The following is a 14,859-nucleotide window of genomic DNA, read 5'->3' on the forward strand; positions in this document are numbered from 1 at the left end:
ATGCAGCCCATAGTATTGCTTTAAATGCAACGAGTCAGATTATCGTATCAGGGAATAACTATTACTCTGGTGGGTCGTTTGGGCCTGAAATGATGCGCAGTGTCAGCACCACGATCAAGTACCAACAACCCGAATTCCCGGTGATGGTTGAAAAGATTGCAAAGCCTCAGGAATTCAAGCTTGAACAGAACTATCCCAATCCCTTCAATCCCAGCACAAAGATCCATTACCAACTGCCCGAGGATACGCAAGTCTCTATCGTCATTTATGATGTCCTTGGACGGGAGGTTGTTACCCTGGTCAAGGATCAGATGCCGGCTGGGCAACACAATGTTGTGTGGGAAGGCCGCGACAGCTTGGGGAAGATGATGTGTACAGGCATTTATTTCTGCAGGATGGAATCGGTGGATTACAACAAGACGATCAAGATGGTCTATCTACGATAGATAGGGTCACATGAGATATTAAAATTTGAAGGAGAATATTTTGAAGCCATTGTACTTTATGCTCATCCTCATGGTGCTGCGGGTTGTCGCTTTTGGACAGCTTGTTTCAGACAGCCTCGTATTCGAGGGGCACACCAGGAGCTACTACGTCTATGCACCGCCTGATTTTCAGCCGGGATTGCCCTTGGTGTTGAATCTTCCGTGCTATGATTGTAGCGCGATACGCACTATGGAGATTACACGTATGGTCGAAGTGGCGGATACTGCAAACTTTGTCCTCGTATTCCCAGAGGCTATCCAACAACGCATGAACAGTGGCCTTGGAGACCACCCTTGGTTTCCTACGCCTGATGTCGATGATGTGGGCTTTCTGTCTGAATTGATCGATACCCTATTTGCAGTCTATGCCATCGACACTTCACGAGTGTATTCCATGGGCATGTCAAATGGAGGGATGATGTCCTTCCGTCTAGCCGGTGACTTGAACCATCGCATCAAAAAAGTTGCATCCATCGTAGGTGGCATAACCCCAACTATTGCCAACAGCCTGGACAATGCTCCCCAAATCCCGGTAATGTTCTTTCTAGGTACAGATGATCCCATCTTGCCATTTGCAGGTGACGATGTGTTTTATTCAGGACAGGAAATCGTGGATCTCTGGGTTGACCACAATCAGAGCATCACCACTATGGACTCGCTCCCGCTACCAGATTTATCATCGGATGACCACTCGACACTAACGCTCTTTCAGTACAATGGTGAATCAGCAGGGCAACAGACCATATACATTCGAATGGAGGGTGCTGGGCATACCATCCCATCGGATGAACTCTATGAGGGTTGGGGTTATCTGGGGACACAAAACCTGGACATGGTTGCTGCACAGTTTATCTGGAGATTTTTCAACAGCGATACTTTTGCCGTTTCTGGCGTGTGGGCAACAGGTTTGAATATCAGTTCCACGTACATATCCCCAGAGTCACAGAACTTTACAGCAACGGCCACCATCATCAACACGCAGTCACATGACTATGCAGCCTCCGCGGTTCTGTTTAACCAGGACACCACAGCGATCGACAGCTTCCTGTTCTTCGATGACGGCCTGCATGCGGATGGCAGTGAAAACGATGGCTTCGCAGCTGCCCCGTTGACATCACCGATGGACGAAGGCTTTTATACTCTACGGCTTACTGCTGAAGATCTGGAATCCGGTGAGTATTGTGGACACCACGAATTAGCTAGATTCACCACCGCCGGTCCCTTGACAGTACAATCACTGGATCACCTGCACCCTGCACAGGAAGCCATACCACCAGGACAAACTGTGTATTTCGATCTGTTCCTGGAAAATCTGGGTTCGGAAACGACGATCGGGAACATTTCTGCGGAGATAACACCAACCGATACCAATTCGCTTGCGGTGGGTGGCTATACCAGTTCATCATTTAGCGATATCGCAGCGGGTGAAATACAGCTCTCCCTTCGCCATTTCGCCCTGCAGATTAAAGATGACTGCCCTGAAGGAACGCCGATCAATTTCAAGGTTGCATTGAAATCGGATGGTATGACCTACTGGGAGGAGGAGAGAGTCCTCCTGGGAACTGTCGCTATCAACAATGACGGTTCGGCCATTCCCAGGGAATTTTCTCTTCAGCAGAATTATCCCAATCCCTTCAATCCCTTCACTACCATCAGCTACGACTTGCCTGAGTTTTCAGATGTGAAACTAACGGTTTACGATGTAACAGGTAGGGAGCTTACTACACTCCGTGATCAAGTTCAAACGCCAGGTCATTATGAAGTCCAATGGAATGGGATGAATGCATCAGGGATTCAAAAGAGTACAGGAGTCTATTTCGCTCGGCTGCGGGCAGGGGAGTACAATCAGACAATCAAGATGCTGTATCTCAAATAGTATCAAATGATACCAAAGAATATGGCATGTGGTGGCGTGATTTGTCCATATCATCAAGTGTATGATATGGGAATATCAGCAATATAACATAATTACAAGTGATATATTATCAGTATGTTAGAAGGTGTACCCGGGGACGGAGTCGAACCGTCACAGTATTGCTACCGAGGGATTTTAAGTCCTTAGTATGTTGTTGATAGTCAGTAGGTTACTGAAATTGTGTCAAAATCTTCAAATGAAAAATGCGTACAAATTATGCCAGTAAAAAAGCAGGTTAGAAGGCGTTATCGTCATCGCCAGAAAGTATGGGCAAGGGTTCTTGCGCGGGACCTTTTCTGAACTATGCCGACATCCCCAGTAATGCACCATTGATGTAGGAGAACATCCAGAGAGTCCATACTACCACACTGAAGCGATGAAACCGGATTCGTAGTGTTTCTTTGTTTCGCACAAGGACAACTGTTGCCCAGATGGTATGAACCAACATGAAGAAAATACCTGCATACCCCGACAAAGAATGAAGACTAAAGGTTTCGATTGTAGAATTGTGGATCATAAGCCCTGTCCCGAATACATCGAAAAACAATCCTGACCAGAATAAAATCAGGTGTGATCGATTCAGAATTCCGGCTATCCGCTCATTCCATGTTGCAGTTGTGTACAGGACGAGAGCGATTGTGATTAGAATTGCTGGTATTGGCATTGCTTAGTTTCCTAAAAATATTTCTAAGATATGTGTGAAAAAAGTATTCGTATTCCGATCCCAATGAGTATTAGACCACCAAAAACCTCTACACCTTTGCCCATTAGACTTCCTGCTACCCTTCCAATTCTTGCAGCAATTATGGAGAGTGTGAAGGTGATGAACCCTATCAGCAAGCATGCCACCCAAATGTTCACATTTAGAACTGAGAAACTCAAGCCCACAGCTAGTGCATCAATGCTAGTTGCTATGCTCAAAGTGACCAGGGTCCATCCACGGGTTGGGTCGTTTAGGATTTTCTCCTCATTAGTATCAAACCAAGAGAAAACCATACGCCCGCCCACTATAGCCAAGAGGGTAAATGCAACCCAGTGATCCCACTTTTCAATGTATTCAACGATGGTCGAGCCAAGGAACCATCCTACTAGAGGCATGACTCCTTGAAAAAGCCCAAAATGGAAAGCCAGGCGAAATACTTGACGTGTCTGGTGGGCAAAACCTGAAGCTGCTGCTGTCATTGAGACGGCTGATGCATCCATAGCGAGCCCGATAGCGATAAGTACTATTTCTAGGAGTGTCATGCATCATATTAAGAATCTCTATGGAGAATAGTACGGCATTCTCCGATGGATGTTCAAAACCTGCGCCAATTATTCTGACGACTTACTCTAGAGTACTTTCTTTATATCAGAAAACTCACCGCTCACTTCGAGGGTGATGTTCATGATGCCTGATGTTCGATTTCTCCAAAACCAACCATGATGCCCATCGAAGGATGCTTCCAATGTTCCTTCATCCCTGTCCTTTGAACCTTTGGCATAGTTATGATACTTGATGTTCAATGGTTTTGAATCACCATGAGTATCAAAGTTTGCCTCTCCGTTATCTGAGGTCCATGAAAAGGTAACTTTATTACCCTTTAGCATAGCCAGTTTGATCTCTGTCGCTTCATCTGGTTTAAGCGTAAATGTCATAGAGTCTGTATTTATGTCGTCGTTTGGTTTCGGTATTTTCGTTTTTACTGGTGCCACTTCCTTGGGTTTCTTAGCGGAAAGCATCTGAGCTTTCATTGCTTCATCTTTCGCCCGTTCAATAGCAGCATCCTTTGCCAGAGAGGTTTTAATCTCGCCCATTTTGGTCAGCCCAATCAGTTTACCGATGCCAGTTGGATCTATTCCATACTCAGCAGGGAGTATGGCAGTAACTAGAATGACTAGTGCTATACCAGCTGCGATGATAGTTGATTTGACCAGCTGCGCTTTCGAAGGGAGATCATTATTGCTTATTTGATTATTGTGCATGAGTGTATTCCTTAGAAGTTTATGAAGTAAAAAAGCCGGTGAGTTGATAACCAACGAAAATGAACCCTCCAGCCATGAGCAGTACATTGGCATTATAGGCGTGATCCATAAACCTTATAGATCTACGCCAGTAGCCCATAATAATGAGTATGATTGCCAGTCCCATTATCTGGCCCAATTCCACACCAACGTTAAAAGAAATCAGGTTAGGAATAAGTCCATCAGAAGACACTTTATAGTCCAGGATCTTAGTAGCCAGTCCAAATCCATGAAACAGCCCGAAGATGAGAGTTGCAACTTTCGTGTTGGGTTGAATACCAAACCAGGATTGATATGCCCCCATATTATCGAGAGCCTTGTACACAATAGAAAACCCTATGACAGCGTCTATTATGTATGCATTTACACTTATATTGAGTAGAACACCTGAAAGTAGGGTGACAGAGTGTCCAAGAGCAAAAAGTGTGACGTAAATGCTCACATCCTTGAGCCTGTACAAAAAGAATATGACCCCAAACAAGAAGAGTAAATGGTCATATCCGGTAACCATATGTTTAGCGCCCAGGTATATGAATGGTACGATCATAGTACCAGAGCTCTCCTGTATAAAGCCCTTATCTCCTTGAGTCACGCCATGGGCCATTGCATCTGGAGTACCCGCAAACAGAAACACCGTGCCTGCTAATACCAGCAGTATGTTTTTCAGAGTGAATAAATTGTTCATTAATAAAACCTCATTAATAGTCCTTGTGATACGGACATTAAAATTGAATTAGTTCTTAGGTGTAACTTGGTAAATCTGGGAAGTTTATGAAAGGGTTGGGGGACCCCGAATTTTAGAGGTGAATACTTTTATGACGCCAAGAATCGGTCGTTCAACAAGGTGGAATCTGGTAATAGGTCTTTGCCTGTTCCATAAGTCTTTTCCATTCGGACCAACAAATTCATTATCCGATATAGATGAATTGTTCGATTGTGGTCGGAATAATTTCCAATCGGTGTGATTAACAAATGTGTGGCTATGGTCACTGGATTGGGAGGATTTAGGCTCATCGTGGTGATGCGCACCTTGGTCATTATCTTCGACAACCTGAAGTATATTGATTCCAGCGACAACAAGCTCTGCGGCATGAAGGTGATGCACATGTAGAAAAGGGGATAAAAGGGACATGGTCATGACTAGACGAAGTATTATCGACCATCTAGCATGTTGCTTTATAAGTATGGGATTAAATTTAATCTTCCACATTGTGTTCAACTGCTTTAACTGCCATCCTGATATTCATTTGCTTGTTCAACTATAAACATGGAGCAACCTATTCAGTCATCAAAACATTCCAAGCAAAACCAACAACCGGCAGCATGGTGCATGTATACTAGCATTGAATAATTAATACATACTGGACATACTGGATTCAGCTTGGTCCCTAGCAACTGACACTTTGTGGCTTGTGAAGATCATACCGGAGAATAAGTTCATATGAAGGGTATGAATTGCCCAAGTGGGCTAGGGCTAACATCATGAGGACTGATTTGTAATGCAAAACTGGCACCATGATCACACTTTTGGACAAGACAAACGTCGACCAGGTGAATCGCGCACGCTTGTAGTTATAGTAATCACTGCCATCACGATGCTGGTAGAAATAGTGGCAGGAATCAAATATGGTTCCATGGCACTTTTGGCAGACGGGTTACATATGGCGTCGCATGCCGTAGCCCTCAGCGTAACAGCTTTTGCCTATGCCTATGCACGTCGAAATGCCCGGAATGATCGTTTCAGTTTTGGTACAGGAAAGGTAAATGCACTGGGTGGTTTTATTGGGGCAATCCTTCTGGCGATATTTGCTCTGTACATGGGCTTTGAAAGTGTTGTTCGTCTACTAAACCCTGTTGAGATAGTATTTAATCAGGCGATTTTAGTGGCTGTTTTAGGGCTCATTGTTAATGGTGTTAGCGTGTTGATTCTGGGTGTTGAGAATCATGATCACGATCATAAGCATTCCGAGCATCACCATGATCATAACTTGAAGTCTGCCTATCTTCATGTAATGGCTGATGCACTTACCTCGATGTTAGCCATTGTTGCCTTGCTTACTGCAAAATACTTCGGTTCTGTTTGGATGGATCCAATAATGGGAATTGTTGGTGCAGTGCTTGTTGCCCGCTGGTCATTTGGACTTTTGAGTTCTACGAGTAAGATTTTGTTAGATGAACAGGCTCCGGAAACAGTTCTTGATTCGATTAAGGATGCGCTAAATGATGGTGATGATAAGGAGATAACAGATATACATGTCTGGTCGATTGGTCCGAGTATCTATGCAGCACAGATCTCAATAGTGTCCAGCAATCCAGATTCTCTAGCAGAATATAAAAACAGTATCCCAAAGGACTTGGGGATAGTACATTTGTCTATTGAAATTCATAAAAACCCTGAGACTTCAATGCCTAGATAATGAGCTACCCTTTATGAGATTGGGGGTCCTGAGCGTGTGCTGGGGGATTACTAATGCTCCTGCATACTGGGACATTTAACAGTTCCATAAGAGCAATACACACAGCAATCCTCAGGCTTTGGCTTCAACATTTTCCCGCACCTAGTACATTCATAAAAATGAACACTAGCGTTTGCAGGCATTATCTCTGTTCTTGAATGACCACACTCGGGACAGGTAATCATGGATTCTAATATCAAATTATGCCTGTATTACAGTTATGTACTAATCGTGAGTAGTTTGCTTTTTATTTGGTATCAGCTCAAGTGAATTTACATGGTACTTATCTCCAAGTAACTCTCCTGAAACATTTGCAGTTCTTATTGTGTTGCAAAAGCCGTCATGTGCGTGGGCATCTCCATGGGCATCTATATGAGTCCCCGATACGAAATACGCTTTGCCATCGAACCTGACTGCTAAATCACATCCATCTCCTGGAAGTCCAAACAGGCATTCACCGCAGGCTACCTCCATAACTTGAGTTGAATCACTCCGCATCATCTGATTATCTCCCTCTATTTCTAGAGCAGTTAAAATCCCAAACCCAAAGATTAACACCACCACTATTCTACGATACATACTTCACCTCATGATAAATATAGTCATGTATTCTAATCAATGGTAGCCAAGAGTCATCAAATTAATTCGTTGCGATTATGATAATTATCCCGATATAAGATTAGACAAGGATGCAATTTAGGAGTTATGTCTATTTTGGTTATTTTGCAAATACTCGAGAAAGGAAGTCAAATTGGTAAGTCAGAATCAGGAAAGTTCATTAAAGGTAACCAGTCTAAATATAAAGAATATGGTTTGTGACCGTTGCAAGCGAGTGATAAAAGAGGAATTGGAGAAGTTGGGGTATCATGTGATGGTCGAAAGACTGGGGCATGCAAAAATCTATACAGATGAACAAAGAGTAGACCTGGAGAAGATTGATCTGATTCTGCAAGTAAATGGGTTTGAGTTGTTGCTGGACAAAAATGCCCAAATTATCGAAAAGATTCGCACATCAATTATTGACCTAATCTATAGCAATCGGTTAGGGAGTCTGGAGGTCAACCTCTCTGAACATCTGACAAGAGAGTTGTCTAAAGATTATTCCGCATTAAGCTCTCTATTCTCAGCGGTAGAAGGGTTGACTATAGAAAAATATTTTATATTACAGAAAATTGAGAGAGTGAAGGAGCTACTGATATATAACGAACTAACACTTTCTGAGACAGCGTACAAATTAGGCTATAGCAGTGTGCAACACCTTTCCAATCAATTTAAAAAGACCACGGGTATGAGTGCTTCCCAGTTCAGGGCTTTGCACCAGGCTGATAGAAAATCGATAGATCATATTGGCCATCTTTAATAATCTTATAACACTTTTCCATGATTGTGTAACGCATCGTCTTCAAAATCTTTCATCTTAGCTACCTGATAGACTAGGACCTCCGGGTGATTTTTCAATCAATCACAAGAAAGAGGAAAATGGAACATGGAACATTTAGAAGAGATGGAGGATACATGGACAGCAAGGCACACAATCATGAACATCATATGATGGCAGAAACTAAAACTGAGGAAGGGTCACTCAAGTTAGCCTTCTCGGCAACACTGCATTGCTTGATTGGCTGTGGTTTAGGTGAGGTTGTTGGGATGATTCTTGCCACTTGGTGGGGTTGGGGGAATGTAGCCTCCATTGCATTGGCTGTTTCACTCGGATTTGTATTTGGTTTCGTCCTGGGAATGTGGCCACTCCTGAGAGCTAAGATGTCATTCAGGAAAGCCTTTCGAATCATACTGGTAGCAGAGGGTGTAAGCATCCTGGTTATGGAAACAGCCGAAGTGCTGGTGCAGGTATACTCACCCGGAGTAATGGAGGCATCTCTGACTGATGGCATTTTCTGGTTAGGTATGTTCTTAGCCCTAGTGGCGGGTTTTCTTGCGGCCCTACCGATAAACATCATTTTAGTACGAAGAGGAGTTCGCCATCAGCACTAGCGAAACTGATAAAAAAACAACTCCATCTGTTGCTGTTTGGAACAAAAATTGCATTAATCAGTATTTGATATATACAATTAATTGAAATCAGGGAGTTAAGAGTAAATGAGATATAAAAATTTGGCCAGATTGTTACCAAGTAGTTTGTTCCTACTTGCCTTTATCGCGGTAATCATTTCATGTGAGGACACAATGGAGCAGGATGAGGTTAGTGTTGCCGAATTATCCAGGGTGACTCCTGTCGATGGAGCCGTTAATATTAATCCAGATGCGAGCATTTCGATTGAATTTACTGAGGGTATGGATTCCAGCTCGTGTCAATCGCGCTTCGGCGTGTTTATGGGTGATCTAGATGAAATCCCTACCAACATGATGGGCCAAATGCATGGGATGATGAATGGGCAGTTCCAGTGGAATGATGATCAAACCATTATGACTTTCCATCCAGATAGTATGTTCATGGATTCCACGATGTACTCGATTTGCATCCAGGAAGGGATGCAGATGCATCATCATGGAGGCGGTGGCATGATGAATATGAATCATATGGGTAATAATGGTTCAACCGCGAGCAATGGGATAATATCCAGATTCCATACGAGAAATTAAACCACGCTAAGTATGAAGAAAACTGAGTACAATATCCCCAAGATGGACTGTTCCTCAGAGGAACAGATGATCAGGATGAAACTTGAAGGGATTGGAGAAATCCAGTCCCTTCATTTCGATCTCGAAGCTCGACAGCTTGAGGTGATCCACGAGGGTAATTCCGATCCTATCACAGCATCCCTCAAGGAATTGGATCTAGGGGCAGAACTGGTACAGACGACTGAGTCCGTAGCTGAAAACAAGGCTAACCAGGAAGACGACCAGAGGAAAGCACTTTGGATCGTACTGGTTATAAACGTGTCCTTCTTCCTGATTGAGATGACTGCGGGATTCATAGCTGTTTCCATGGGGCTGCTGGGAGATTCCCTGGATATGTTGGCGGATTCGATTGTCTATGTGCTCAGCCTCATGGCTATAGGAAAGGCTTTGTCCTACAAGAAGCAGGTAGCCAAACTAAGTGGCTGGTTCCAGTTGGGACTTGCGATCCTGGGATTCGGCGAGGTAATCCGAAGGTTCCTGGGTTACACAGAAATACCCGTATTCGAAGTTATGATCATTATATCCGCTTTCGCACTTGTTGGCAACACAGCGTCACTAATTGTGATCAATAGAGCAAAAAGCGATGAAGCTCATATGAAGGCAAGTGCAATTTTCACATCGAATGATATTATTGTGAATCTTGGGGTGATTACAGCAGGTGTTCTGGTAAAATTCACCTCGACTGCGTACCCCGATCTCGTAATCGGAGCTATTCTCTTCATCGTAGTTGCTAGGGGAGCCTTCCGAATCCTGAAATTGGCCACTTAGGCAAGTTGAATTGAGTTGGTACCAAACGATAGAGGTAGAAGTGAATAGAGCAACTTATCTGATATGCATCGCCTGTGCGATGCCACTATTTGCACAGACAGAAGTAACCATACCAGATACACTGAGCGGACAAGAATTTCATTTGGTTCTTCAGAATGGAAACTTCCAATTCCAGGAAGGAATTGATTCCGAGACCATGGGTGTCAATGGGCCTGTACTTGGTCCCACCCTTATTATGGAACAGGGCCAATTCGCGGATATTTCCGTGGAGAACCAATTGGGTGAGCCAACTACAATTCACTGGCATGGGCTGCACGTTTCTGCAGAGAATGATGGCGGACCACATACAGTTATTCATCCTGGCGAAACCTGGAATCCCCAATTTACGGTCTTGGACAAGGCGGGTACATACTGGTATCATCCACATCTCCATGAACATACTGATGAGCATGTTTCGAAGGGACTATCGGGATTTATTATTGTTAAGGATGACGAGGAAGCAGCATTAGAACTGCCAAGAACCTATGGGGTTGATGATTTCCCCCTAGTTATTCAAACAAAATCAATAAATCCAACAGGGGAGATAGTTGCTCATACTAACTCTGATACAGAATTGATGGTTAACGCTGTCATGGACCCAAGATTAGTAGTCCCAGAGCAAGTCGTTCGATTTCGACTGTTGAATGGATCCTCCCAGCGAGTGTTTAATTTTGGCTTGTCAAATAATCAGAGCTTTCACATGATTGCTTCAGATGGAGGATTGTTGAATGTTTCTGTAGAGCTGACTCGATTAATGTTGGCTCCAGGCGAACGAGCTGAAATACTGGTTGATTTTGCTCTAACCACAGGGTCTACCACATCACTACTGAGCTATGCTGCTGAGTTACAAAACGGCATTTATGGTGCAGCTCAACCGGGAATGATGTCCATGCAGTCATTAGATGGATACAATCCCAATCCGCTTAATGGATCAGATTTTGAGGTCATGCGGTTTGAAATCGTGGATCCAACTGTGAATGCGGTCACAACAATTGTGTCGAATCTGGCTTCTGACACCCCGCTAACCGAAAGTGAGTCCGACATTACCCGGCAGTTCACTCTGACACCGGAAGTTATGGGTCCTAATTCAATAAATGGTGATTTTCTAATCAATGGATCGTACTTTGATATGGAAACGATCAATGAAGTTATTCCACTCAATAATATTGAGGTTTGGTCAATCACAAATCAGTCTCCCATTGCTCATCCCTTTCATATTCATGATGTTCAATTTTACGTCCTAGATAGAAATGGTGTCCCACCTGCTCCTACTGAGCAGGGCCGTAAAGATGTGGTGTTGGTGAAGCCAATGGAAACAGTCCGATTTATCACAAAATTTGAAGACTTTGCCAATCCAACTGTACCATTCATGTATCATTGCCACATGCTCACCCACGAGGATGCAGGCATGATGGGGCAGTTTATTGTCGTAGATCCTTTGGCGACGAATTCAAATTTGGCAGGACTCATCCCGACTGTAGTCACTCTTGGTCCTGCATATCCGAATCCGTTCAATCCAACCACCACCATCAGGTACGATCTTCCTACTCGATCCGCTGTGACACTTGGAGTTTACGATATCACTGGCAGAACCATCACAATTCTTGCTGATACACACCAGCCAGCAGGTGCTTACTCCATCCATTGGAACGGTACCAACGATTTAGGTAATCCAGTGAGTACAGGTATGTATTTCTGCCGACTTGAGGCTGGAGATTACAGCAAGACGATCAAGATGGTGTATTTGAAGTAGGAATTACGGTTTTAATCAATTCATGGAACCATTAGTGCAATATCATTTAATAAAACTGTGTCAAATTTAATGGCATGAAATGGCGTGATATGTCTCAACGTGTGGCGAAAATGACCAATCTCGATAATTTGTCGCACATAAAACATAATCAGTAATATCAAATAGTTAAGGTTGGTACCCGGGGCCGGAATCGAACCGGCACGGCTTTTAAGGCCGAGGGATTTTAAGTCCAAAATAACTCATTGATACATGGGATGCTACCATGTTTGTGACAAAATATTCAGACCAATAATTGATGGAGAGGTGAACATCATCAAATAGGATTGAATTCACCTTACCAAAGGTGTATTATGCACAATGATGAATAGTGATCTCAGTATCGAGCATATTAATAGAGTACTACGAGAGTATGAAATTGGACAATTTGTAAGTCTTGAAGAATTGTCTCCAGGTTTCGCCAACCGAAGTTTCAAATTAGAAACGGAGTCTGGACCATATTTATTCAGATGGGTGTTAGAAAAAGGTCTTGAGGATTTAAAACTAGAGCTGGATTTGCTAGAGCATCTTCGTGGATTTGAGTTTAAAACATCCTACCCAATTGCCAAGGGTGATGGAAGTTTTTTTACTGAACTTGCACCAGGCTACGCGGTAATCTATGATTTCATCACGGGTGTACATCCGGCACTATCAGAAGAGGCAGCAAGACAGATAGGGAGTTGTGTTGGCCAACTAAGTAATATTGCTCCACCAGTAAATTTTTCGAGGTCAAACACGATCAATATTGATACATGTCTGGAATTAGCTGAAATCCTTCAAAGCGCACCTGTGAAACTACCTGATATCTACAAATACTTCACCAGTGTGAGTGCAGTATTTAACGAACGGCTGACTGCTGATTTACCCCAAGGGCTCATCCATGCAGATGTGTTTCCAGACAATACAATATTCCAGGGAAATGCTCTCCGAGCAATTATTGATTTAGAAGAGGCGTGTACCGATACGCTACTTTTTGATCTGGCAATGGCGATCAATGGGTTTTGTTTTCCCAACAATGAGCTTTCCTATTCCTTCCTGGAATCATTTCTCAACGGTTACCTAGAGCATAGGCTTTTGAGTCCTGAAGAATGGGAAGCTTTGCCTACATATATCGCCTGGACAGCTCACGGAATGTTGAGTTGGCATTTGGAGAGATTGTCTCAAAATCATATGGAACGGCAGGAAGCGCGTGTCCGTGAGCTCATGACCAGGGTGGTGGATATTCTTAATAGGGAAGAGAGTGTCTCACAAAATATCTGTGTGATCAGAGAAACTTTTAAATAACAGTACTTTAACATTCTAACCTACAGCATAATTAACTGAGATAGTTGCCATTAGGCAATAATATATTGATAAATGCTACATTATAAATATTATTATGCAAACGATTGCATAAATATATTGACAAACATTTATGTACGAATTATAATTTATGCAAACGATTGCATAACCAAATTTGTGAAATAACACGGTTTGGAAAATTGGATGATCAGGATGAAACCCATTGTCCAGAATAATATCAATATAAGGAGAGGTAAAATGAGAATGAAGCTACTATTTGTTTTGGTGCTTATCCCCATCGTCTTTCTTTTCACCTATTGTGAAGAGGATGATCCAGAGGAAGTGCTGGAACCACCAGTGGTAACAAGCCTGTCAACCCCTAGCGCATATTCAGGTGAACCTGTTGTAATCACAGGTTCAGATTTCAATCCAACATTGAATATGAATTTAGTGGAACTTGCTGGCATAACTACTGCTGTAACTGAATCCGCTACCCCAAGTGCAGGTACAGAGACGACTCTCACATTTACCGTACCCACCATGAGTTTATCTGGTGAGACGATTGATGCCTACGTTTCTGTTCGTAATCTTGGATCAGATTTGGCCAGTGATAGCCTGGAATTATCTGTGAAACCAATCTTTAATGTAGACTCTGTTCCTGATTTGCCCAAAACCAAGGGTGGAATCGCCTTTGATGGTGAGGGCAAACTTTACGTACGTGGTCAGGATCCAGGCGATATCTATTTAATCGGTCCAAATGGTAACCAGAGATATTTTGGAAACACAGTCTGGGGTGAAGGTGAGATGATTGTAGGACCTGATGGTTACCTCTACGCAGCAGTTGTATGGGGAACATATGGTGTGATGAGACTCCCATTAGCAACTGGCGGTGATGGTGTCACATATGTTCCAGATACAGACATCGACAATCCTTTCTGTCTGGACTTTGACGAAGACGAAAACCTCTATGTTGGTACCGCAGACGGTGGGTTCTGGCGTCGCAACTCAGATGGCACTGTTACCCAGATACTCTCAGACAGGGGATGGGGAAGTCCAACCCGTTTGAATGGTGATTATGTCTATTGGTATACCAAGAGCGATTCTGGGAGTAACGGTCTGTTCCGAGCACCATTACCAGATGCTTCGACACAGGACACTATTGCTACCAGCAGCATTGAAACCATACTCCAAACAGAGGATTACACACCAAGTGGTCTCGCTGTAGATAGTTTTGGCAATGTCTATCTCATGGATGGATGGGGTGGGACTATGCTGGTTCGCATCACACCGAGTGGGGTCGTCGAAGAGCTTATAGAGCTTCCTACTGAAAACCCAAATAAAGCCACATTTTATGGTGATGTTTTGGTTATCACACAGGGAAATCAGGGTAATGAAGTTTGGTACTATTACCTTGGTGAAGGATATGGGGATACTGCCACACCACGTTATATGTGGTAGTGATTCTATTTTGATCCAATCAGG

The 14,859-nt window shown here is 43.3% G+C and carries 15 protein-coding genes; 10 read left to right on the forward strand and 5 right to left on the reverse strand.

Annotated features, from left to right (window positions below):
* Both ISR87_02765 and ISR87_02770 read left to right on the forward strand, forming a co-directional pair.
* A partial coding sequence (locus ISR87_02765) for a T9SS type A sorting domain-containing protein (GenBank protein ID MBL7024351.1) occupies positions 1–446 on the forward strand: 446 nt, incomplete at its 5' end.
* Between the two features lie 40 nt (positions 447–486).
* The gene (locus ISR87_02770) at positions 487–2,361 is read left to right on the forward strand and encodes a T9SS type A sorting domain-containing protein (protein ID MBL7024352.1); all 1,875 of its coding nucleotides are present in this window, start codon (positions 487–489) and stop codon (positions 2,359–2,361) included.
* A gap of 340 nt (positions 2,362–2,701) precedes the next feature.
* On the opposite strand, the gene ISR87_02775 is transcribed toward ISR87_02770, so the two are convergent.
* The 4 genes from ISR87_02775 to ISR87_02790 form a co-directional block, all read right to left on the reverse strand.
* On the reverse strand, positions 2,702–3,064 hold the full coding sequence (locus ISR87_02775; GenBank protein ID MBL7024353.1) for a TIGR03987 family protein: 363 nt from the start codon (positions 3,062–3,064) through the stop codon (positions 2,702–2,704).
* Positions 3,065–3,087: 23 nt separating this feature from the next.
* Positions 3,088–3,645 (reverse strand): manganese efflux pump, encoded by a 558-nt coding sequence (locus ISR87_02780; protein ID MBL7024354.1) that lies wholly within the window; start codon positions 3,643–3,645, stop codon positions 3,088–3,090.
* Between the two features lie 87 nt (positions 3,646–3,732).
* Entirely contained in the window at positions 3,733–4,365 is a 633-nt protein-coding gene (locus tag ISR87_02785; GenBank protein ID MBL7024355.1) for a transmembrane anchor protein, read from the reverse strand.
* A 19-nt stretch (positions 4,366–4,384) separates the two neighbouring features.
* Entirely contained in the window at positions 4,385–5,089 is a 705-nt protein-coding gene (locus ISR87_02790) for a HupE/UreJ family protein (GenBank protein ID MBL7024356.1), read from the reverse strand.
* A gap of 814 nt (positions 5,090–5,903) precedes the next feature.
* Between ISR87_02790 and dmeF the strand changes: the two genes are divergently transcribed.
* Complete coding sequence (gene dmeF / locus ISR87_02795; GenBank protein MBL7024357.1) at positions 5,904–6,821, forward strand: CDF family Co(II)/Ni(II) efflux transporter DmeF; 918 nt, start codon at positions 5,904–5,906, stop codon at positions 6,819–6,821.
* Between the two features lie 264 nt (positions 6,822–7,085).
* Here the strand turns inward: dmeF and ISR87_02800 are convergent, their stop codons facing one another.
* Positions 7,086–7,358, reverse strand: a complete 273-nt coding sequence (locus tag ISR87_02800; protein MBL7024358.1) for a hypothetical protein — start codon at positions 7,356–7,358, stop codon at positions 7,086–7,088.
* Positions 7,359–7,668: 310 nt separating this feature from the next.
* Here ISR87_02800 and ISR87_02805 point away from each other — a divergent pair, with 310 nt between their 5' ends.
* The 7 genes from ISR87_02805 (at position 7,669) to ISR87_02835 (ending at position 14,835) form a co-directional block, all read left to right on the forward strand.
* Complete coding sequence (locus ISR87_02805; GenBank protein MBL7024359.1) at positions 7,669–8,220, forward strand: helix-turn-helix transcriptional regulator; 552 nt, start codon at positions 7,669–7,671, stop codon at positions 8,218–8,220.
* Positions 8,221–8,375: 155 nt separating this feature from the next.
* Entirely contained in the window at positions 8,376–8,852 is a 477-nt protein-coding gene (locus tag ISR87_02810) for a DUF4396 domain-containing protein (protein MBL7024360.1), read from the forward strand.
* Between the two features lie 105 nt (positions 8,853–8,957).
* Positions 8,958–9,461 carry an Ig-like domain-containing protein gene (locus tag ISR87_02815; protein ID MBL7024361.1) on the forward strand — a complete coding sequence of 168 codons (504 nt, stop codon included), beginning with the start codon at positions 8,958–8,960 and terminating at the stop codon, positions 9,459–9,461.
* Between the two features lie 12 nt (positions 9,462–9,473).
* A complete protein-coding gene (locus ISR87_02820) occupies positions 9,474–10,268 on the forward strand; it encodes a cation transporter (protein MBL7024362.1) in 795 nt (264 codons plus the stop codon).
* Between the two features lie 40 nt (positions 10,269–10,308).
* Positions 10,309–12,060, forward strand: a complete 1,752-nt coding sequence (locus ISR87_02825) for a multicopper oxidase domain-containing protein (protein ID MBL7024363.1) — start codon at positions 10,309–10,311, stop codon at positions 12,058–12,060.
* Positions 12,061–12,417: 357 nt separating this feature from the next.
* Positions 12,418–13,380 carry a homoserine kinase gene (locus ISR87_02830; GenBank protein ID MBL7024364.1) on the forward strand — a complete coding sequence of 321 codons (963 nt, stop codon included), beginning with the start codon at positions 12,418–12,420 and terminating at the stop codon, positions 13,378–13,380.
* A gap of 255 nt (positions 13,381–13,635) precedes the next feature.
* Positions 13,636–14,835: a hypothetical protein gene (locus ISR87_02835; protein MBL7024365.1), complete on the forward strand. Its 1,200-nt coding sequence runs from the start codon at positions 13,636–13,638 to the stop codon at positions 14,833–14,835.
* Positions 14,836–14,859 lie beyond the last annotated feature (24 nt).

This window comes from Candidatus Neomarinimicrobiota bacterium, assembly GCA_016784545.1.
In the GTDB taxonomy this organism is placed as follows: domain Bacteria; phylum Fidelibacterota; class UBA8477; order UBA8477; family JABMPR01; genus JABMPR01.

Excerpts from the sequence above, each read along its gene's own strand:
- ISR87_02800 (MBL7024358.1), bottom strand. The coding sequence starts at position 7,358 with ATGCGGAGTGATTCAACTCAAGTTATGGAGGTAGCCTGCGGTGAATGC.
- ISR87_02820 (MBL7024362.1), top strand. The coding sequence starts at position 9,474 with ATGAAGAAAACTGAGTACAATATCCCCAAGATGGACTGTTCCTCAGAG.
- ISR87_02815 (MBL7024361.1), top strand. The coding sequence starts at position 8,958 with ATGAGATATAAAAATTTGGCCAGATTGTTACCAAGTAGTTTGTTCCTA.
- ISR87_02785 (MBL7024355.1), bottom strand. The coding sequence starts at position 4,365 with ATGCACAATAATCAAATAAGCAATAATGATCTCCCTTCGAAAGCGCAG.
- ISR87_02810 (MBL7024360.1), top strand. The coding sequence starts at position 8,376 with ATGGACAGCAAGGCACACAATCATGAACATCATATGATGGCAGAAACT.
- ISR87_02835 (MBL7024365.1), top strand. The coding sequence starts at position 13,636 with ATGAGAATGAAGCTACTATTTGTTTTGGTGCTTATCCCCATCGTCTTT.
- ISR87_02790 (MBL7024356.1), bottom strand. The coding sequence starts at position 5,089 with ATGAACAATTTATTCACTCTGAAAAACATACTGCTGGTATTAGCAGGC.
- dmeF (MBL7024357.1), top strand. The coding sequence starts at position 5,904 with ATGCAAAACTGGCACCATGATCACACTTTTGGACAAGACAAACGTCGA.
- ISR87_02830 (MBL7024364.1), top strand. The coding sequence starts at position 12,418 with ATGATGAATAGTGATCTCAGTATCGAGCATATTAATAGAGTACTACGA.
- ISR87_02775 (MBL7024353.1), bottom strand. The coding sequence starts at position 3,064 with ATGCCAATACCAGCAATTCTAATCACAATCGCTCTCGTCCTGTACACA.
- ISR87_02780 (MBL7024354.1), bottom strand. The coding sequence starts at position 3,645 with ATGACACTCCTAGAAATAGTACTTATCGCTATCGGGCTCGCTATGGAT.
- ISR87_02805 (MBL7024359.1), top strand. The coding sequence starts at position 7,669 with ATGGTTTGTGACCGTTGCAAGCGAGTGATAAAAGAGGAATTGGAGAAG.